Origin of the sequence: Pseudomonas fluorescens, from assembly GCF_030344995.1 — a bacterium.
Classification (GTDB): domain Bacteria; phylum Pseudomonadota; class Gammaproteobacteria; order Pseudomonadales; family Pseudomonadaceae; genus Aquipseudomonas; species Aquipseudomonas fluorescens_BF.
Map to the genome: position 1 here is coordinate 1488351 of NZ_CP128260.1, position 21142 is coordinate 1509492.

A 21142-nucleotide genomic window follows, 5' to 3' on the forward strand; every position below is an offset into this window, starting at 1 on the left:
CATGCCGTGGTCGGCTTGTTATTAGCGTAGTCAGAGATGTTGGCCGTGGCGGGCCATTACGTGCCGCACCACGCTGTAGTCCTGTAGCGAATCGCTGGATAAGTCTTTGCCGTAACCGGAGCGTTTCAGCCCGCCGTGGGGCATTTCGCTGACCAGCATGAAATGGCTGTTGATCCAGGTGCAGCCGTATTGCAGACGTGCGGCGACCTGCATCGCCTTGTCCAGGTTCTGGGTCCACACCGACGAGGCGAGGCCGTATTCCGAATCGTTGGCCCAGTCCACCGCTTGCGCCAGTTCGTCAAAGCGGGTCACGGTCACCACCGGCCCGAACACTTCGCGCTGGACGATTTCATCGCTCTGTTTGCATCCGGCCAGCAAGGTTGGCTGATAGAAGAACCCGGCGCCGGAATGCACTGCCGCACCGGTCACTCGCTCGATGTGCGGCTGACCGAGGGCGCGTTCGACAAAACTGGCCACGCGGTCGCGCTGGCGGGTGCTGATCAGCGGCCCGATTTCGTTGTCGGCATCGCGTTTGCCGGCGAAACGCAGACTGCTGACCGCCGCGCCGAGTTCAGCCACCAATTTGTCGTGAATCCCGGCCTGGGCGTAGATCCGGCACGCCGCCGTGCAGTCCTGCCCGGCGTTGTAATAGCCATAAGTGCGCACGCCTTCGACCACGGCTTTGAGATCGGCATCGTTGCAGACGATCACCGGAGCCTTGCCACCGAGTTCGAGGTGCGTGCGTTTGAGAGTTTTGGCGGCGGCCTGGAGGATTTTCTGGCCGGTGACGATATCGCCGGTCAGCGACACCATGCGCACTTTCGGGTGGCCGACCAAGTGACTGCCAACGCCTTCGCCGCCACCGCAGACAATGTTGATCACCCCGCGCGGCAGGATTTCCGCCAGTGCTGGCGCCAACGCCAGAATCGACAACGGCGTGTGCTCGGACGGCTTGAACACCAGCGTATTGCCGGCGGCGAGGGCCGGGGCGATCTTCCACGCGGCCATCATGATCGGGTAGTTCCACGGCGCAATCGAGGCGACAACGCCAATCGGATCGCGGCGCACCATGCTGGTGTAGCCCGGCACGTACTCGCCGCTGAGCTGGCCGGTCTGGCAGCGCACGGCGCCGGCGAAGAAGCGGAACACATCGACGGTGGCGGTCAAATCGTCCTGCCGCGCCAGGTGCAGCGGTTTGCCGCAGTTCAGGGCTTCGAGGCGGGCGAGGTGATCGGCGTGTTTTTCGATGGCGCTGGCGATTTCCAGCAGCAGATTCGAGCGTTGTTGCGGGGTGGTGCGCGACCACTCGGCGAAGGCGCGGTGGGCGGCGAGGATGGCGGCTTCGACTTGCTCGGTACTGGCTTCGGCGATCTGGATCAGGACTTCGCCGGTGGCCGGGTTGAGGATCGGTTCGACAAAACCCTGGCCGGCGACCAGTTCGCCGTCGATCAGCAACGCGGTGTGCATGTGGGTCTGCGCGCCAGCCATTTTCCGTGATCTCTTTTCTTGTATGGCCATGTTGCTCCCTGTTCCGGGAGCCGACCGTCTTATAGATGCAGCAAGACTAGTGTGCGGCTCCGGGGTCGACAAATTCTAAATACTGAAGGTGGCATTCGATTAAATAGATGGCTTGCGTCCGCCGTGAGGCTGCTCGCGGGCCACGGTCAGGAACGGATCGACCAGAGCGGGGCGGGCGGTGCCACGACGCCAGGCCAGACCGACGTCGAGGGTCTGGTTGAGGTCGGCAATTGGCCGCGCCTCAATGATGTCGCCTTCCAGTGACCATGGGCGATACGTCATGTCTGGCTGGATCGACACGCCGAGACCCGCCGCGACCAGACTTCGTACGGCCTCGGTCGACGCGGTTCTGAGCGTGATTTTCGGTTGCAGACCGGCGCCACGCCAAAGGCGTTGAGCGTTGCGATCCATCTCGTCGACGTTCAGTTGAATCAACGGCTCACGGGCAACGTCGGCGAGGTTGATGCTGTCGTGTTCCAGCAGCGGATGTTGGGCCGGCAGCCACAAACGGTGCGGCGAGTGGGTCAGCACTTCGGTCTGCAACGCGTGGCGGTCTTCGAGATTGGAGAGGATCAACACCCCGACATCGATCTCGCCGCTGACCAGCAGATGCTCGATATACGGGCGCTCGTCCTCCATTACCCGGATCTCGACATTGGGATAGGCGCGCTGGAAACGAGTGAGCAAATCCGCCAGGTAATAACCGGCCACCAGACTGGTCACTCCGACGATCAACTGCCCGGCAACCTGATCGGTGCTCTGTTGCAGGCTGCGTTTGGCGTTGTCCACGGTGGCCAGAATCAGGTGCGCCTGGCGCAGGAACTGGTGTCCCTGATGGGTGAGGGTCATGCCCTTGGCGTGGCGGTTGAACAGGCTGACGCCGATTTCTTCCTCCAGTTGCTGGATGGCCAGGGTCAGGGTCGATTGGGAAATGAACGCGGTTTGCGCGGCGGCGGAGATCGAGCCGGTCTCGGCCACGGCGATGAAATGGCGGATCTGACGCAAGGTCATCATGGAAGGTTTACCCGGTGGGCGGTTTTTATAGATTGCCTCGAGTGTATATCTATTTTCGCGAAGGGCTGCGGTGGGGCAGGCAACATCTGGAAGCACACTCGCACCCAAGTGACGGGCACTTTCGAACTAGGCTGAGGGCCTTATTGATCCGGATAACCCCTGTTTGGAGACGGAACATGAACACCCGTGGATTGCTCGATCAACTCCTCAAGTCCGGCCAGGATCTGCTGCAGAACAAGGCGGGCGGGGCGCAGAACAAACCGGCGGCCGGTGGTTTGGGCGGCTTGCTGGGCGGATCTTCCAGTAATGGCGCACTCGGCGGCTTGCTGTCAGGCGCAGGCGGCGGTGCCCTGGCGGCCGGGGCCATGAGCCTGTTGCTGGGCAGTAAAAAGGCCCGCAAGGTTGGCGGTAAAGTCGCCATCTACGGCGGGCTCGCCGCACTGGGCGTGATCGCCTACAAAGCCTACGGCAACTGGAACGCCCAGAAAGGCACCGCCCCACAAAGCGAACCGCAAACCCTCGATCGCCTGCCACCGGCGCAAGTCGAACAACACAGCCAGGCCATCCTCAAAGCCCTGGTCGCTGCCGCCAAGGCCGACGGCCACATCGACGACCGCGAACGCCAACTGATCGAAGGCGAATTCACCAAACTCGACAACGATCAGGAGCTCAAACACTGGCTCCACGCCGAACTCAACAAACCCCTCGACCCCACCGACGTCGCCCGTGCTGCGAGCACACCGGAAATGGCCGCCGAAATGTACGTGGCGAGCGTGATGATGGTGGATGAGGAGAACTTCATGGAGAAGAGCTATCTGGATGAACTGGCTCGGCAGTTGAAGCTGGAGCCGGGGTTGAAGGTTGAGTTGGAGAGGCAGGTGAGGGTGGCGGTTGTTTAAAAGGTAGGAAAGAAAAAATCGCAGCTTTGGGCTGGGATTTTTTTGATCACGGTCGTCGTGGGAAGGCGTGTCTTGGAAGATGCTTGCCTTCCTACGAATTTTTTTACTCGCAGTGACCAGAATTCGAATGTTTGATCTTGAAGTAATCGAGCAAAGATTGCCTATTGGAAAAAGCCTTAAGAACCTCCGCGCTTTCCTGTAACAGCTCTTCGCTCGGCTTGGCATGCTGGTTTGAAGGAAGTGGTCTCGACCAATCCAATACCTCTTTAGGAAATCCTGCTTTTGGTCGCTTATTGACCCAACCAGAAATGTAGCAGGGCAACGTCCATCCACTGAAAAACTGGATTGTTACAAAGCCCCAGAGGTAGCGTAGATAAGAGTGTTCTTTTCGGTAAGTTCGGCGACATAAGTGAAAGAATGCAACGCTACCTTCTTCGAGTTCATCCGTTTGTTGTGGGGGTAAAACAGAAGGGCCTTCTTCCATATATGCGCGTATGGCTTCCCATTCGGAAATCGCTAGGTTGAGGCTTCCGGTTGATATGACTGTCCAAAGGACGTCGCCAGTTAGAGTGTCTCGTAAACCAATGATTAATTTATGATCAGGCATTACAGTATATTGAGTGATTAGTTGGCCCGATGATACACATATGATGATGTCCTCCCATTGTATATATCGCGGTCGGTCACCTCGTTTCGCAAGGAATGCGACCTCGCGGCGTTGTCGATTGAAGCGAATAGGAGGGTAGGTGCTGACTTTACGGACTGTGTAAATGAATATGCAAAGGTAGACTGCAGAAAGAGTCCAGATAAAACCTTGGGTGAAGGCATTTGTAAAGAAATCAAACCAGCCAGCAAGGAACGGTTGTACATCCCTTCTAAGCCAAGAGCCGAATCCAGATACAAACAGAAAGAACAGCGTGATGAAGGCTATAGAACCTATGCCTGCGCGTGCCATGAATTCAAAGTTGCCGCGGCCAACGGAAAAATCAAGATAGGTTTCATTAACTCCCCGATGTAAGTTTCTAGCACTGAAGGCTGGTATGCCTGTAGGAACAGGTAATGGCGACAAATAAGTAAATACGGATCCGAATTTATGTTCAGTGTCGCCGGCACGAGGTAGTCGGGAGTATTTTGTTTCCGGCAAAAGAGTCTCCTGGAAAAGTGACAGAGTTATTCTGCAGAATATAAAGCTACCAGCTTTCTCTTCGCAGGTTTCCATGTTTCGAATTTGGAAATTCACCACATCCAATTTTTTTCCGTAAAAACTGCATCTTTCGGAAGTAGTTCTTTAAGTGTTGACAAATATTCTGCAAATAAGCTTTCGGGAAGCCTGGCCTCAAAGCCGATCATGATGTCAGTGTGTTGAGCTACGATTAAACGTCTCTTTTTGTCGATGGTGACGAACTTATATTCTTTCCATTCGGAAGACTTTTCTATTTTTGGAGTGTTATTCCAAGTAAGAAAGAATTTTGCTGCTATCAAGGCCATCCCTGCAGGGCCTGCGAGTATTAAAGCCGATGAAGGGCTATAGATAATGGTTGCGATAATGATTATGAAAAATAGTGCCGATATGGCCTTGAATGCAATATGAAAAGGCTTTGGAAAATTTACTGAAGATTCCTCGGTTCCCACTGTTTCGGTAATAGTATAGGTATATGTCTTTTTTTGATGAATGACGAGAATCCAAAGGTAGGTGGCTACCAAAGTCCAGATTATACCAGCACGAAGATTCAAGAAAACTGAGCCATTTTCTTCTGATAAGTTGAGGATATAAGACTCGTGGATACCATTTATTATCGCCGCTACACCGATGGCTATAAGAATTGCCATGCCGATGTACATGTGGGTTGTATCCCGGGGTTTGGCTTTTATCGTCCATTTCATCAGGATTTTTTCCTGATTTTTTAATGGTTTTTCTGAAGGGGTCGTGTCGTTTTTTAATTCCATTGTTTGTGTTTTTCTTGTCGTTTTGCTTGCATTTTGTCAATCAGTGCTTAGCGGTACATCGACTTTGGCGGTGATGAAGGGCACGTCTTTGGCTAAGTAGGGTTTAATCAGGTTGGCTACAGTTTTTTTTTGTTTGTTGCCGCAGAAAATGTTCAGGTTCCAGTTCGTTTTATGGTTGTCGCCGTCTTGAATGACGCTGTACTTTAAATCTACGACTTCTCTGTTTGTAGCGATAGCCAGTTGGGTGATGTCTTCCCATCTGTATGCGTAGTGGTGATGTTGGGTGTGCATTTCTTGGTAGTTTTTCGAGTTGATCAGCAGGAGGTAGGTCAAGCCCATGCCGCCCGGTCCTATCAGGGCACCTATCAAAAAAGCAGGATCAATAACGGCCAGCAGAATGAAAGCGATTGCTGTTATTCCGGAGAACCATTTGAGAAATGTGAAAGTATATTTGGAGAGGTTATTCCACTTGCAATATTCTATTCCTGACCTGGTAAGGCGGTAAGCGAAATTCATTTTTTGATGGGTGATTGATATTAATGAAATGCCCACTGTAATGAAAAATAGAGAGGTCAATGTTGCACTGAAAACAGGATCGTCGTCCATGCTTTGATATATAAAAAATGAAGCTGTCGTTATGGCAATTAGGCAGGTAAAAAACATTAAATTGGCAACAAAGGTGTTGTAGTTTCTTGCTCGGATTGTCCACTCCAATAATGCTGGTTCTTTTTCGTGCTTCCATTGTAGCTGCGGAGGCAGTGCTGGTGGCTTTTCAAAATTTAACATGGTGGCGTTCATTGAGTATCTCAAAGCGGGACCGATATTTTTAAAAGTTTGGTGTTTTTTTTGCTTAATACGATATCATCGCTCAATTCGCCATTGAAAGCATTGTTGGCTCGATCTGCTTCACTGGTGGCCCATTCCAGTGCCATTCTAAACATATAGTTGCTTCCGTTTTCAAGTTGAAGAACCCCCGCAGGATACTTTACTTCCAGTTCTAAGATTGGGCTTTCAATTGATGTGTTAATCCATGCTTGCCACAAACGATGCTGGTCCGTTTTTTTGTAACTGTAGTCAGAAAGAGAATGCATGTTTCCATTCTCGTTTGGTAGTGTTCCGAATAGTTTTGGGTCAATCCAGTTTCCACAAAGAAATTGTTCATAAAAATTGTTGCTTGTAGTCTGCAATTCATCTTTTGAAAAGAGGTTTTTCTTGATCATTGCTGGTTGAAGCATGATTTCTTTGCCAGTTAATGAACTGGGTATCTGTATTTGTATCCAAAAGCCGAGCCACTTTCTTGGAGTGCTGCCTCCTCCGTAGTATAAGGCCCTTCCACCTACACTTGGCCGTTGTAGAGTTTCCAGCAGAGCACGCATTTGTTTTGAATGGCCGTCCTCGCTTAACCACTCAGGTATGGTCCCACGCCCCCAACTACAGCGGTACAACCAGAGACGCAATCCTTCTCGTTTAAAACGGTTTGCGGCCATTGATATCATTAAATATGCAACGCCGAGGACTGCAATGATTATGGTCACGGGATTGGACATAACCCAAGCGAAGCCAAACCAGTAGCCGAGCCCCGCTCCAATGGTTTGTATGCCCGCAATGGCGGACATGCCTAATACGACCACTCTTTTAGCGTTGAGTAGTTTCTTTTCCTCATCGCTAGTCGCATTACCGACGTCTTTAGATAATTGCCAAGCCTCAAGACTCGTCGCGATAGCTCCCAAAGCCGCCCAAGTGACCGTTCTTAAAATCAAGCCTTTGGAGGCAGAAGCAAATTCGCCCGCAACTGCAGAGTTAGCTCCAGATTTGGCAGCCTCTTTGGCTGCCTTCAGCCATTGCTTGTATGCGCCTTGAGTCAGCTTCAGCGTTTCAGTACCAAGTTGCATAGACATTGCTCCGGCGCGGCTCCAAGCTGGGCCTACCCACAATGCAGCGATAGCGTTGGCTGCATAGGACGCGTTTGCGCCGATATTGCGCAATTCATCAGCCGTGAAAACCCCATCGTTTTGCGCTTGTTTCGCAGTGTTGTATGCGTTCCAGATGTTCAAGCCAACAAGCAAGGCGGGCAATGCGTTGCCCAGATTTTGGCTCATCCAGGATTTAGTGCGTGTCAAATAGGCTGGCGTGCCTGCAACTTTGAGTTGTGCAATAACTTCCGACTGTCCCAAATCGGCGAGCCAGCCATTTATCTTCGGTAAATCAGAACTCAGGCGAGTGCTCCCTGAGGCTTTGGCTATGACCTTGCTGGGGCGTTCCAACATAAGCGATTTCATTTGCTCCTCAAGAGCATCTAAAGAAATGCGAGCGGAGCGTTGGTCATATGCTGGCGCGGGACGTTGTAACACTCCTTTGGTGCCGGATATCTTTTTTTGTACAGGTATGACTTTCGTCATCCAGGCCTGATAGTCACGTTGGTAGGTCGAGCTGCGGGCGAGTTGGGTTGCGCTAGAGATCTCTGTAGAAATTAATACCTGTGGCACTGCTAGTGTCAGTGCGGCCTCTTGCTTCATCGCTGGAAGAAGCATAATGCTTAGTCCGTGCCATGCATCTCTGGCCCTGTTGTTGGCGACTTTGATTAACGTGGACATTGATTGCTTTGCAGCATTGCTCATGGCTTTGTAGAGCTTGCTGTTTTTGACGGACTCCAGATCCAGTACTGCTTTGACCTCAGCCGTTCGAGTGGTGACACTCGTGGCATCTCCCGGGGAGGTCGGTGACAATGGAGCGGTGCTGCCATCACTTTCACGACCTTGGTCATCAAGGTTACCGCTAGTGGCAAAGTTGTGTGTTATCTGCTTGATGAGTGCAGCGAGTTCCGGATTGAAATTGAACAATGCAGTGCCAAACAGGGTACTTGGGCGCGCTGCCTGTTTGCATAACCATTCCTGTCCCTTTTCACTATTACCCAACAAGGTGTACACCGCGTGGGCTGTTTCCAGTAATTGGCAGGCTTGGGCTTCATTACAAGTGTCATGGTAGATCGCCTCTGCGCTTGGGCTGAGTTGGTCAATCCAGGTGATCAAGTCTTGCACACTGTGCTCGCAATGCTTTTGAAGCTTTAAGGCTTCAAGCGTGCTCGTGCTCAGATATTTCTGGACTTCATCAAACCGTACGTCTTCGCGCCAGAGTCGTTTGGCATTCCATTCCTCAAGCGCGCTTTGCCATTTTTTCTGATCTGGTAGATATCCCCACTTGCCTTTGAATGAGGCTTGGGCGACAGAAGTGCTGGACGCTGACCCCATTTCCACCATGCCGACTTGGTCACCAGAGACAAGGTCTTTAGCCCGCTCCGTTTCATCGTTGTTGCTTAAAAGCTTGTAGAGATCGTCGGCATAGGCCTGCCGCTTGATTGGATCTTTTATGGATGAAGGCGTGAAAACGTCGGTATTGAAGCCACATAGATTCTCTACAGCAATTGCACTTTGCAGTTTTTGCTGATTCAAGCCTTCAAACTGACTTTGCTCCAGAAGCCGACCGGCAAGGTTCATGCTTAAGTCGCTAACCATTGCCAAGGGATCATCCAGAGCGATAAACAGGGCAGTATCCTGCTCAGGGACTTTGCCACGCACCAGCGCCTCTTCGAATGCCGGTTTGAAGGCTCCGCCGTTTTCCGATGCTGTTGTGGGAAGGCAAGTGCTTGTGAATGCAGGTGCATTTTCGCCAGATGCGAGAATGTCCGAAACACTTTTACCCAACTCTGTAATCGGACCGCCATGGCCTACTTTTGCGCTCTTGCAGAAGCCCGCCAGATCGACTTTTCGCATCCATTGGGTCTGTTCCGTCTTGCTATTTCGCATCAGTTCGCACATGCGCCAAGTCCATTGGACTGGAGAATAGGCAATACGCAACTGATTACGGCGGGGATAAAGCAGGTATGAATGTGTTTCGCCAGGGTTGTTGCGCACATCCTGGTTTAGTTGGCTGTCAGTCCACTTATGACGGGTGAATTGTTCGCCTTTGACCTGGTACTCGTGGAAGGTCTTATCAACGCTGTCCCATACATACAGCCAGCCATCGCGCAGTTGGCGAAGGGTGTAGCTGCGGGTCTTGAGTTCAGCCGGTTTGTCTGACCAGTCTTTAGGTAGCGGATTCGGACCTTGGGCGCTGCCTTTTTTGGGGGACTCATCCACCGCGTAGCGCACCGGGAAAATGGCGACTTCACCAGCCATCAGTGCGCACTGTCCCGATCCCATGGTCGTGTTGGTGAAATTCTGGTTTCGGTTGGCCTGTTTCAGTTGGGCGTCAGTCGCGGGCTGAGTCATCACACTTCCTTGTTGATTTCGATGTCCAGGCAATCGTTGTCCATCTTCTGGATACGGATTTCTGGAGCGAGCCTGGAGGCCTCCGGGGTGCGGGCCAACCAGTTCTGATAAGGCTCATTCACGTGCTCAGTGAATCCTGCCCCCCATCGGAGGCTGTATTCCACCCAGATAGCGAGACTACGTTCACTTGACAGTCCCCAAGCTTGAGCTTCATCCAGTCGTTCATCAAACCACTGGGTGCGACTGCTCAATTTCAGGGTAGCGAGGTGCCGAGGATGGTATTGCTCAAAATTTTCGTGCAGTCGCTCCATGAATTGCCAGCGCGCCGCGTGTCCAAGTGCATCCAGTTGTGTTTGCCCCAATTGGGCGTAGCTGTCTTGCCACGCCAGTGGAGCAGAGGTCCGAAGAAAATTTAACCATTGAACAGCTGGGTTTGCTTCCCACGAATGCGGTCGTTCAGGTATTGACCATGATTCGATCGGGCCAAGTATCACATTCAGGTGTTCACCCTGATAACTGCCTAGCCAATATCGTGTGACTAGTGGGTCGGCGAAGCGAAGCATTCCGTTGCCACCCAACACATCGGAAGGTGCGATATACCGTCTCAAGTGGTCCGCAACAACACTCATTGGGGCAGAACTGTATAGCAGGCTGGCGTCTATTTGATGGTTAGCATTCTGATACGTCTGGCTAATCATGCTCGTTGAACTTGAGGGCTTCACCAATATTGGCCCCAGATCCATCAACTCCGCCCAACGCGTTCCCAGGTACAGCGGTTCAATTTCCAGCGGCTCGCCAAGCTGGTAAAGGCTGGCAATCGCGTTGGGGCGTAGGACGCCGTCGATCAACAAGAAATTGGCTTTGGACGCGTTATTCACTTGGCGGCTTCCTTGGCAGCCCTCTCGCAAATCTCACAACGTGGAGTGCCCCGCATCAACGCCTGCCGCTGCGCCGGCACCAACAATTTCCCAGCCTTGTCCGCATCCGCCTGCTTCAGCACGCCCGGCATCAACGGCGCCGCCCCGGTCCCGCTCCCCGGTCCACCGCCCGAGTTGATGTTGATCGCCGGCCCGCTCATGGTCACGCCGCCGCCATCGATCTTGATGAAGCTGCCACCGCCGACCAGCGTCAGCTCAGCCCCTGCCTCCAGCACCACCTTCATCCCACTGCTCAGGTGAATTTCCTGGCCGGCGTCGATGAATTGTCCGGTGCCGATCTTGATGTGCTGGTTCACGCCCACGGTCAGGTGGTCGTTGGCCCGCGCTTCGACTTTGCGGTCTGCGTAAACCGTGTGGTGTTCTTCAGCCTTGAATTCCGTGTAGCTGTTCTTTTCCACGACGTCGTGGCGTTCGTTGCCGACGCGGATTTTCTGGTCGTGTTCGATGTTTTCGTCCCAGTCACGCTGGGCGTGGAGGAAGATCTGTTCCTGGCCTTTCTTGTCTTCGATGCGCAGTTCGTTGAAGCCGCCGCCACCCATCGAGCTCAGGGTCTTGAAGGTGGTGCGCGTCTTGTTCGCCGGCAGGGCGTAGGGGACGGTGTTTTCCTTGTGGTACAGGCAGCCGCTGATCAGCGGCTGGTCGGGGTCGCCTTCGAGGAAGGTCACCAGCACTTCCATGCCGATGCGCGGGATGGCGATGCCGCCGTACTGGGCGCCGGCCCAGGCGGAAGACACGCGCAGCCAGCAGCTGGTTTTGTCGTCGGCCTGACCTTCACGATCCCAGTGGAACTGCACTTTCACGCGGCCGTATTCGTCGCAGTGGATTTCTTCGCCTTTCGGCCCGGTGACCACGGCGCTCTGGCTGCCGAGGATGCGCGGTTTCGGGTGACGCAGGGGCGGGCGGTTCGGCACGTCCCACGGGGTGGCCTGGAAGCGGTTGCGGTAGCCCTGGTGGAAATCGTCTTTCAGCGCGGTGGTGTCGCTGGTGACCGACTCTTCCAGCACTTGCGGCTGCTTGCCTTCGTGGTGGACTTCGGTGAGCAGCCACAGGTCGTTCCACTTGGCTTTCGGGTGTTCTTTCAGCGCGAGGAAATGGCCGCTGACCAGCAGCGGCTGGTCGCTCTTGCCTTCGGCGAGCTGGAAGTCGCTGCGATGGCGTTCGAGGGCGCGTTTGGCCAGGTGTTTGCCGCGCTCGCGGTCGACGAAACGGCCCGGGTAATCGTAGTCCTCGAGGTCGGGCAGGGCGTCGCCACGGTTTTCGCTTTCGAGGGTGATGCGCGGTTTTTCGAAGTCGTAGTCGCGGCGGGTGGTGCGGCTGGTGCGGGTTTCCAGGCGCAGGTCGAAACGCTTGATCACCGGGTCGCTGGCGACCATGCCGGAGTCCTGCTGGTAGGCCACCGGCGCCAGTTTTTTAAACACTGTCTGGTCATCACCGAACACCAGTTTGTGCGCCGTGGCGCTGTGCTGGAAGTGGTAGTGAATGCCTTCTTCTTCGCACAGGCGCTGGATGAAATGCAGGTCCGATTCGTCGTACTGCACGCAGTAGAGACGATCGGGGTAGATCGAACCGGTCTGGAATTCATAGGCGTTGCCCTGGATGCCGTGTTCTTCGAGGACCTTGCCGATGATTTTCGGCACGCTGAGGTTCTGGAAGATCCGCTGGTTGACCCGGTGCGCCAGGTACGCGAGTTGCGGGCGCAGGGTCACGGAATAGCGCGTCAGGCGCTTGCCGGAATCGCCTTGCGCGGCGCGGTAGATCAGGCCGTGGATGCCGCTGCCGTCGGGCGACAGCTGCAGGAAGGCCGGTTTGTGCAGCAGGGTTTCGAGGTCCAGCGACGGCTGCTCACTGACCAGCTCCACCTCGAACACAAAAGGCTGGCTGACGGCTTCCCGACCGGTGAGGGTAAACACCTGGAAATCGGCGGAAAGACCTTCGATGGTCAGGGCAAAGTGGGTTTCATTGGCCGGCGCGAACATCCCTTGTTCCTCGTGCTGTACAGCGGCGCCCGTCGACCGCAAGAGCAGTCAACGCGCGCGAAATTCTGGAGGGGCGTAAACAACATCGACCAGCAGAGCTGGCCGATGCTTGAAACGATCAGCCGTAATTAAACGACTGGAGCACGCCAGTCATCGGAACCCGAAGTACCGGATACTTCGTGGGTCCAGGTGATTTTGCGGTAGGTGAACTGCACTTCTTCCAGGTGGGTGAAGTGCGCGTTGCCTGGATCCTGGCAGTTGTGCATTTTGTTGTTGATGGCGACGATGATCGCGTCTTCCAGTTTGGTGGTGTAGTAGTGCTCTTGGGTACCTTGAGCCGAAGTGCGGTACCACTGGATAACGATTTCGCTCATGCGCTCGCCGGAAGTCAGAGCGGCTTGCAGCAGTGGCGAAGCCTTGTCGTAGACCTTGGTGATCACAACTGGCTTGTGCACGCGCTGACCGGTTGGCTGACCGGATTGCGGGTCACGCGGGATGATCACGTCGTGGGTGAAAGCCTGAACCATAACCTGGTCTTCGTGGCCTTCCTGGTAGGTGTTGCCAACGGAGTCGGCAGTGAAGGCGCCGGCAGTGATCAGGCCTTGTTTTTCGCCGGTAACCGACATGTACGCTGGTGTTGCCATGGGAGGTGCTCCTTGCGGATAAAGTTAGGGTGCCCGGGAGGCGAAATCGCCCGGTGGGTGGCTGACTGTTATCAAGGAGCGTGCCAGTTTTTGGTGCGGCCCCGGCAGCCGGGGACTTCACCGCTCTGGCTCGCGGGTTTGAGCGTTTTTTGAACAGCGATGAAAGCAAAAGTGCGCAACTTCTTGCGCAGTACCGCGCAAGAAGTTGCGCACTCGGCTACAGGCGACGGTACCTGGGGGCTGTAGCGATATCGGGAGGCAATTTCGCGAAACAAGTGCGCAAGAAGTTGCGCACCATGGCATCTGGCTACTGTCTCGCCAGATCATCTAAAACCGAAATGGCCAATCCATCGCCCCTTTTTGCCATTGCGTCACTGGCACGCCCCCCACCGATTCCTTGAAAGTCCCTGTCCAGAGCCCACCCCGTTTACTAACGGAAGGCCTGAGCGCGGCAAACCGTCTTATAAATGAAACACCGCCCTCAGCTATACTCCCCCGCAATTTCGATCTGGCCCTGAGGACTGACTGTGAAGAACTGGACGTTGCGCCAACGCATTTTGGCGAGCTTTGCGGTGATTATCGCCATCATGCTGTTGATGGTGGTCGTCTCGTATTCACGGTTGTTGAAGATCGAAGCCGGCGAGCAGAGCGTGCGTCAGGACGCGGTGCCAGGCGTGTATTTCAGCTCGATGATTCGCAGTGCGTGGGTCGACAGCTATCTGCAGACTCAAGAGTTGCTGGGCCTGAAAAAAGGCCAGGGGATCAGTGCCGAAGACGCTGCGGACTTCAAGTCTTTCGAAGCGCGTCTCAACGAGCAGATGGGCAACTACGAAAGCACCGTTACCACTGCTGAAGACAAGGCCGAGTACACCGTGTTCAAGCAGGACGTGCTCAACTACAACAAGATTCAGGCGCAGGTGCTCGACCTGCATGTGCGCAATCAGGAGGATGCGGCCGCGAAGTTGTTCAATGAACAGCTGACCCCGGCCTGGACCGCCGGGCGCATGAAACTCAACGACATCATTCGTGAGAACAAGACCGTTGCCGATGAAGCCATGAACAACATCGACGAGGCGGTGGCAGCGGCCAAAGTCAGCATGTTCGTCTCGCTGCTGGTAGCCGTGCTGGCCGCCGGCCTCTGCGGTTTGCTGCTGATGCGCGCAATCATGGCGCCGATGAACCGCATCGTGCAGATCCTCGAAATCATGCGCACGGGCGATCTGAGCAGCCGCTTGAACCTCGACCGCAAAGACGAGTTCGGCGCCGTGGAAACCGGCTTCAACGACATGATGACCGAGCTCACCTCGCTGGTGTCCCAGGCCCAGCGCTCGTCGGTGCAGGTTACCACCTCGGTGACCGAGATCGCCGCTACCTCCAAACAACAGCAGGCCACCGCCACTGAAACCGCCGCGACCACGACCGAAATCGGCGCAACGTCGCGCGAGATTGCGGCGACCTCCCGTGACCTGGTGCGCACCATGACCGAAGTGTCCACCGCCGCCGATCAGGCCTCGGTGCTGGCCGGTTCCGGGCAACAAGGCCTGGCGCGCATGGAAGACACCATGCACTCGGTGATGGGCGCGGCGGATCTGGTGAACGCCAAACTGGCGATCCTCAACGAGAAGGCCGGCAACATCAATCAGGTGGTCGTGACCATCGTCAAGGTCGCCGACCAGACCAACCTGCTGTCCCTGAACGCCGCGATCGAAGCGGAGAAGGCCGGCGAATATGGTCGCGGTTTTGCCGTGGTCGCCACCGAAGTGCGGCGCCTGGCGGATCAGACTGCTGTTGCCACGTATGACATCGAACAGATGGTCCGCGAGATCCAGTCGGCGGTGTCCGCCGGGGTGATGGGCATGGACAAGTTCTCCGAGGAAGTGCGTCGCGGCATGGCTGAAGTGCAGCAGGTCGGCGAGCAGCTGTCGCAGATCATCCATCAGGTGCAGGCGCTGGCGCCGCGAGTGTTGATGGTCAACGAAGGCATGCAGGCCCAGGCCACCGGCGCCGAACAGATCAACCACGCGCTGGTGCAGCTGGGTGATGCCAGCAGCCAGACCGTCGAGTCGTTGCGTCAGGCCAGTTTCGCCATTGACGAACTGAGCCAGGTGGCCGTGGGCCTGCGCAGCGGCGTTTCGCGATTCAAAGTCTGATGAGCGAAATCACCGCCAAACGCAGCGCTGCACCGGTGGCGAAGCAGGCGTTGTTCCTGCTGTTTCGCATCGGCAGCGAACGCTACGCCTTGCGCGCCACGGAAGTGGCCGAAGTGCTGCCGCGCCTGCCGTTGAAGCCGATTGCCCGGGCGCCGCATTGGGTGGCGGGGGTGTTCGCCTATCGCGGAACGGTGGTGCCGGTGATCGACCTCAGTGCCCTGACGTTCGGCCATCCTGCGCAAGCGCGCACCAGCACACGGCTGGTGCTGGTGCATTACCACCCGGAGGAGTCGCAACCCTCGCAATGGCTGGGCCTGATCCTCGAACAGGCCACCGACACCTTGCGTTGCAACCCGGATGATTTTCAGCCGTACGGCCTCGACAATCGTCAGGCGCCGTACCTGGGCCCGGTGCGTGAAGACGCGCAAGGGCTGGTGCAATGGGTGCGGGTCAACGACTTGCTGGACGAGTCGGTGCGTACGTTGTTGTTCCCGTCGCCGCCGCTGGATCCGGCGCGGCTTGAGGAGCAGTCATGAGCAGCGACCAGCGCTTCTTCGATTTTCTCAAGGAACGCATCGGCCTCGATGTCGCCTCGGTCGGCCCGGCGATCATCGAGCGGGCCGTACGCCAGCGCATCACCCTGTCGCAAACGGTGAATGCCAATGAGTACTGGCAGACGTTGCAAGGCTCTCGGGATGAGCAGCAGGCGCTGATCGAAGCGGTGATCGTCCCCGAGACCTGGTTTTTCCGTTACCCGGAATCTTTCGCCACGCTGGGCAAACTGGCGCGCAAACGCCTGGGCGAACTGAACAACATGCGCGCGCTGCGCATACTCAGCCTGCCGTGTTCCACCGGTGAAGAACCCTATTCGATTGCCATGGCTTTGCTCGATGCCGGCCTCAAGCCCCATCAGTTCAAGGTCGATGGCATGGACGTCAGCCCCTTGTCGGTGGACAAGGCGCGGAGGGCGCTGTACGGCAAGAACTCGTTTCGCGGTCAGGAGCTGGACTTTCGTGAGCGGCATTTTTTCGCCGAGAACGAGGGCTATCGGGTAAATGAAATCGTCCGCGAGCAAGTGCGCCTGCATGTCGGCAACGTGCTCGATCCGTCATTGCTGGTCAACGAGCCGCCGTTCGATTTCGTGTTCTGTCGCAACCTGCTGATCTATTTCGACCAGCCGACCCAGCAGCAGGTATTCGCCGTGCTCAAGCGCCTGACCCATGTCGATGGCGTGCTGTTTATCGGCCCGGCCGAGGGCAGTCTGCTCGGGCGGCTGGGCATGCGCTCGATCGGGATTCCACAGTCCTTCGCCTTCAGTCGTCACAGCGAACCGCAGCCCGAACCGTTGCCGATGCCGACCGCGATTCCGGTGCCGTTGCCTGTGCGCCAACCGGTGCGCAGCACGCCACCGCCGCCGGTGCGCAATCGTCCGTTTGCTGGCGTGACGCCGTTGCCCGCGACGGCTAAAAGCACCAACCCCGACGCCGCGACGTTGCTGGCCAACATCGCCGCCCTGGCCAACGAAGGCAAAAGTGCCGAGGCCCGGGCCGCGTGCGAACAGTATTTGCGCAGCCATGAGCCGGTGGCCCAGGTGTTCTACTGGCTCGGCCTGCTGAGCGATGTCGCCGGCAGCGCCCTTGAAGCCCAGGGCTTTTACCGCAAGGCGCTGTACCTCGAACCGCAACACCCCGAAGCCTTGATGCACCTGGCCGCGCTGCTGCAAGCCCAGGGCGACACGGCCGGCGCCAGACGATTGCAGGAGCGCGCCGCTCGCAGCGACCGCACCGCCGACAGTGAGCGTAAACGATGATCCCGTCCGACACTTTGAATGTCACCCATGAAGACGCCCGGGCCATCGACGATTGCTGGAACCGCATCGGCATCCACGGCGACAAGTCCTGTCCGCTGCTGGACGAGCACATTCATTGCCGCAATTGCTCGGTGTACTCCGCCGCGGCCACGCGTTTGCTCGACCGCTATGCGTTGCAGCAGGACGAGCGCGACCCGGTGGCGACCCAGGTCGAAACCGAGCTGAAGACCCGTTCGCTGCTGATGTTCCGCCTCGGCGAAGAATGGCTCGGCCTGGCCACCCGCAGCCTGGTGGAGGTCGCGCCGTTGCAGGCGATTCACTCGCTGCCGCACCAGCGCTCCCGGGCCTTGCTCGGCGTGGCGAACGTGCGCGGTGCGCTGGTGGCGTGCCTGTCGCTGGTCGAACTGCTCGACCTCGACGGCAACGTAGCCCCGGCAACTGGCGCGCGAATCATGCCGCGCATGCTGATCATCGCGGCCCAGGGTGGGCCAGTGGTGGTGCCGGTGGACGAAGTCGACGGGATTCATGCCATCGACGAGCGAATCCTCGATGCCGCCTCACGTTCCGGCGCACAGGCCAGCGCCAAATACACCCGGGGCGTGTTGCCTTTCAAAGGTCGCAGCCTGCGTTGGCTGGATGAAGAACAGCTGTTATCCGCCGTTTCCCGGAGCCTCACATGACCCCCGAGCAAATGCGCGACGCCTCCTTGCTCGAGCTGTTCAGCCTCGAAGCCGAAGCCCAGACTCAGGTGCTCAGCGCCGGGCTGCTGGCGCTGGAGCGCAACCCGACCCAGGCCGATCAGCTCGAATCGTGCATGCGCGCGGCGCACTCGTTGAAAGGCGCGGCGCGGATCGTCGGCATCGACAGCGGCGTCAGCGTCGCCCACGTGATGGAAGATTGCCTGGTCAGCGCCCAGGAAGGGCGGTTGTTCCTGCGTCCGGAACATATCGACGCGCTGTTGCAGGGCACCGACTTGCTGATGCGCATCGCAACACCGGCCAATGGCCCGCAACCGGCGGACATTGAGGCGTACGTGGCGTTGATGGGCGGTTTGCTCGACCCGACGGCACCGGCCGTGGTGCCCGCCGCTCCGAGTGCGCCACCGATGGCCGAGTTGCAGGTTCAGCCACCGCCGGTGGTTGAACCTGCGCCGGTTGAAATCCCGGTCGAGGTTGCCGAGCCTGAGCCCGCGCCGCGCAAGAGTAAACGCACAACCGAGGGTGGCGAGCGGGTGCTGCGGGTCACCGCCGAACGCCTGAACAGCCTGCTCGATCTGTCGAGCAAATCCCTGGTGGAAACCCAGCGCCTCAAGCCGCACCTGGCCACTATGCAGCGCCTCAAGCGTATGCAGAACAACGGCCTGCGGGCGCTGGAAAGTCTTAACGTACATCTCAAGGAACACGCCCTGAGCCTTGAGGCTCAAGAGGCACTCGAAGACGCGCGACGTTTGCTCGCCGAATCCCAGCAGTTGCTGGCAGAGAAAAACGCCGAGCTCGACGAGTTTGCCTGGCAAGCCAGCCAGCGCGCGCAAGTGCTCTACGACACCGCGCTGGCCTGCCGCATGCGGCCGTTCGCCGATGTGTTGTCCGGGCAGGTGCGGATGGTGCGCGACCTCGGTCGCAGCCTCGGCAAACAGGTGCGACTGGAGATCGAGGGCGAGAAGACTCAGGTCGACCGCGATGTATTGGAAAAACTCGAAGCACCGCTGACGCACCTGCTGCGCAATGCGGTCGATCACGGCATCGAAACCCCGGAAGAACGCCGGCTCAGAGGCAAGTCCGAGGAAGGGCTGATTCGTCTGCGCGCCTCGCATCAGGCGGGTCTGCTGGTGCTGGAATTGAGCGACGACGGCAATGGCGTGGATCTGGAGAAGGTCCGCCGCAGCATCGTCGAACGCCAGTTGTCGCCAGCGGAAACCGCCGCCCAGTTGAGCGAAGAAGAACTGCTGACCTTCCTGTTCCTGCCGGGTTTCAGTCTGCGGGACAAGGTCACCGAAGTGTCCGGTCGCGGCGTCGGCCTCGATGCCGTCCAGCACATGGTCCGCCAGTTGCGCGGCGCGGTGGTGCTGGAGCAGACGGCGGGCGAGGGCAGTCGTTTCCATCTGGAAGTGCCGCTGACCCTGTCGGTGGTGCGCAGCCTGGTGGTGGAAGTCGGCGACGAGGCCTACGCGTTCCCGCTGGCGCACATCGAGCGCATGTGCGATTTGGCGCCGGAGGACATCGTGCAGGTCGAAGGGCGCCAGCATTTCTGGCACGAGGGCCGGCATGTCGGTCTTGTTGCGGCCAGCCAATTGCTGCAGCGCCCGGCGAGCCAGAACAGCGGCGACACGCTCAAGGTCGTAGTGATCCGCGAGCGCGATGCGATCTACGGCGTGGCGGTCGAGCGCTTCATCGGCGAGCGCACGCTGGTGGTGCTGCCGCTGGATGAGCGGCTGGGCAAGGTGCAGGACATTTCCGCCGGGGCCTTGCTCGACGACGGTTCGGTGGTGCTGATTGTCGACGTCGAAGACATGCTGCGTTCGGTGGACAAACTGCTCAACACCGGGCGTCTGGAGCGCATCGCACGTCACGGCAGTCAGGCCGCAGAAGCCGCGCGCAAGCGGATTCTGGTGGTCGACGACTCGCTGACCGTGCGCGAACTGCAACGCAAACTGCTGCTCAATCGCGGCTACGACGTGGCCGTTGCGGTGGACGGTATGGACGGCTGGAACGCCCTGCGCTCCGAGGACTTCGATCTGCTGATCACCGACATCGACATGCCGCGCATGGACGGCATCGAACTGGTCTCGCTGCTGCGCCGCGACAACCGACTGCAATCGCTGCCGGTGATGGTGGTGTCCTACAAGGATCGCGAGGAAGACCGCCGCCGTGGACTGGACGCCGGCGCCGACTATTATCTGGCCAAGGCCAGTTTTCATGACGACGCCTTGCTCGACGCGGTGGTTGAGCTCATCGGAGGAGCGCGGGCATGAAGATCGCAATCGTCAACGACATGCCTCTGGCGGTGGAGGCCCTGCGCCGCGCGCTGGCCTTCGAGCCGGCGCATCAGGTGGTGTGGGTCGCCAGCAACGGCGCCGAAGCGGTGCGCCTGTGCGCGGAAAACACCCCGGACCTGATCCTGATGGACCTGATCATGCCGGTGATGGATGGCGTCGAGGCCACCCGCCGGATCATGGCCGAGAGCCCGTGCGCGATCGTCATCGTCACGGTGGACCGCCAGCAGAACGTGCATCGGGTGTTCGAAGCCATGGGCCACGGCGCGCTGGACGTGGTCGACACCCCGGCCATCGGTGGCGGCAATCCTCAGGAAGCGGCGGCGCCGCTGCTGCGCAAAATCCTCAACATCGGCTGGCTGATCGGCGAGAAAACCGCCCGCTCGCGTCCGGCACCTGCGACACCGCGCAGCACCGCCTCGCGTCAGCGACTGGTGGCGATCGGCTCTTCGGCCGGTGGCCCGGCGGCGCTGGAGGTCTTGCTCAAAGGCCTGCCGCGGCACTTTTCGGCGGCCATCGTGCTGGTGCAGCATGTCGACCAGGTGTTTGCCGCCGGCATGGCCGAATGGTTGGCCAGCGCCAGCGGCCTTGACGTGCGTCTGGCCCGCGAAGGTGAACCGCCGCAGGCCGGCGCAGTGCTGCTGGCCGGTACCAACCACCATATTCGCTTGCTCAAGAACGGCACGCTGGCCTACACCGCCGAGCCGGTCAACGAGATCTACCGCCCCTCGATCGACGTGTTTTTCGAAAGCGTCGCCAACTACTGGAACGGTGACGCAGTAGGGGTTTTATTGACAGGGATGGGACGCGACGGGGCTCAAGGGCTTAAGCTCATGCGCCAACAGGGTTACCTGACCATCGCGCAGGATCAGCAAAGCAGTGCGGTGTACGGCATGCCCAAGGCTGCCGCAGCCATCGACGCGGCCGTAGAAATCCGTCCACTGGAAAAGATAGCGCCACGATTGCTGGAGATTTTCCCCAAATGA

The 21142-nt window shown here is 57.7% G+C and carries 16 protein-coding genes; 7 read left to right on the plus strand and 9 right to left on the minus strand.

Annotation, left to right across the window (positions count from 1 at the left end):
• Positions 1-30 precede the first annotated feature (30 nt).
• On the minus strand, positions 31-1518 hold the full coding sequence (locus tag QR290_RS06610; RefSeq protein WP_115076674.1) for a gamma-aminobutyraldehyde dehydrogenase: 1488 nt from the start codon (positions 1516-1518) through the stop codon (positions 31-33).
• A gap of 99 nt (positions 1519-1617) precedes the next feature.
• Positions 1618-2532: a LysR family transcriptional regulator gene (locus tag QR290_RS06615; protein WP_007954670.1), complete on the minus strand. Its 915-nt coding sequence runs from the start codon at positions 2530-2532 to the stop codon at positions 1618-1620.
• Positions 2533-2708: 176 nt separating this feature from the next.
• On the opposite strand from QR290_RS06615, the gene QR290_RS06620 reads away from it, so the two are divergent.
• Positions 2709-3431, plus strand: coding sequence for a tellurite resistance TerB family protein (locus tag QR290_RS06620; protein ID WP_289204575.1), 723 nt, complete (start codon positions 2709-2711; stop codon positions 3429-3431).
• Positions 3432-3534: 103 nt separating this feature from the next.
• On the opposite strand, the gene QR290_RS06625 is transcribed toward QR290_RS06620, so the two are convergent.
• The 7 genes from QR290_RS06625 to QR290_RS06655 form a co-directional block, all read right to left on the minus strand.
• Complete coding sequence (locus QR290_RS06625) at positions 3535-4674, minus strand: DUF6708 domain-containing protein (protein WP_289205272.1); 1140 nt, start codon at positions 4672-4674, stop codon at positions 3535-3537.
• Positions 4668-5378, minus strand: a complete 711-nt coding sequence (locus QR290_RS06630; protein WP_289204576.1) for a hypothetical protein — start codon at positions 5376-5378, stop codon at positions 4668-4670. Before QR290_RS06630 ends, QR290_RS06625 begins: the two co-directional genes overlap by 7 nt.
• Positions 5379-5414: 36 nt before the next feature.
• The gene (locus QR290_RS06635) at positions 5415-6164 is read right to left on the minus strand and encodes a hypothetical protein (RefSeq protein ID WP_115076677.1); all 750 of its coding nucleotides are present in this window, start codon (positions 6162-6164) and stop codon (positions 5415-5417) included.
• A 20-nt stretch (positions 6165-6184) separates the two neighbouring features.
• The gene (locus QR290_RS06640) at positions 6185-9646 is read right to left on the minus strand and encodes a T6SS effector BTH_I2691 family protein (RefSeq protein ID WP_289204577.1); all 3462 of its coding nucleotides are present in this window, start codon (positions 9644-9646) and stop codon (positions 6185-6187) included.
• Complete coding sequence (locus QR290_RS06645) at positions 9646-10524, minus strand: DUF4123 domain-containing protein (RefSeq protein ID WP_115076679.1); 879 nt, start codon at positions 10522-10524, stop codon at positions 9646-9648. The genes QR290_RS06640 and QR290_RS06645 overlap by 1 nt, the downstream gene beginning before the upstream one ends.
• Positions 10521-12560, minus strand: coding sequence for a type VI secretion system tip protein TssI/VgrG (tssI, locus tag QR290_RS06650; RefSeq protein ID WP_289204578.1), 2040 nt, complete (start codon positions 12558-12560; stop codon positions 10521-10523). Before tssI ends, QR290_RS06645 begins: the two co-directional genes overlap by 4 nt.
• Before the next feature lie 128 nt (positions 12561-12688).
• Positions 12689-13204, minus strand: coding sequence for an Hcp family type VI secretion system effector (locus QR290_RS06655; RefSeq protein WP_007949952.1), 516 nt, complete (start codon positions 13202-13204; stop codon positions 12689-12691).
• Between the two features lie 527 nt (positions 13205-13731).
• Here QR290_RS06655 and QR290_RS06660 point away from each other — a divergent pair.
• Genes QR290_RS06660 through QR290_RS06685 form a run of 6 tightly spaced genes read left to right on the plus strand, consistent with a single transcriptional unit; the run spans position 13732 to position 21142 of the window.
• On the plus strand, positions 13732-15354 hold the full coding sequence (locus QR290_RS06660) for a methyl-accepting chemotaxis protein (RefSeq protein WP_115076681.1): 1623 nt from the start codon (positions 13732-13734) through the stop codon (positions 15352-15354).
• Complete coding sequence (locus QR290_RS06665; RefSeq protein ID WP_115076682.1) at positions 15354-15890, plus strand: chemotaxis protein CheW; 537 nt, start codon at positions 15354-15356, stop codon at positions 15888-15890. The genes QR290_RS06660 and QR290_RS06665 overlap by 1 nt, the downstream gene beginning before the upstream one ends.
• A complete protein-coding gene (locus tag QR290_RS06670; RefSeq protein ID WP_289204579.1) occupies positions 15887-17164 on the plus strand; it encodes a CheR family methyltransferase in 1278 nt (425 codons plus the stop codon). Before QR290_RS06665 ends, QR290_RS06670 begins: the two co-directional genes overlap by 4 nt.
• Positions 17161-17844, plus strand: a complete 684-nt coding sequence (locus tag QR290_RS06675) for a chemotaxis protein CheW (protein WP_289204580.1) — start codon at positions 17161-17163, stop codon at positions 17842-17844. Before QR290_RS06670 ends, QR290_RS06675 begins: the two co-directional genes overlap by 4 nt.
• Positions 17841-20135 (plus strand): hybrid sensor histidine kinase/response regulator, encoded by a 2295-nt coding sequence (locus tag QR290_RS06680; protein WP_289204581.1) that lies wholly within the window; start codon positions 17841-17843, stop codon positions 20133-20135. The genes QR290_RS06675 and QR290_RS06680 overlap by 4 nt, the downstream gene beginning before the upstream one ends.
• Entirely contained in the window at positions 20132-21142 is a 1011-nt protein-coding gene (locus QR290_RS06685) for a chemotaxis response regulator protein-glutamate methylesterase (protein ID WP_007954689.1), read from the plus strand. Before QR290_RS06680 ends, QR290_RS06685 begins: the two co-directional genes overlap by 4 nt.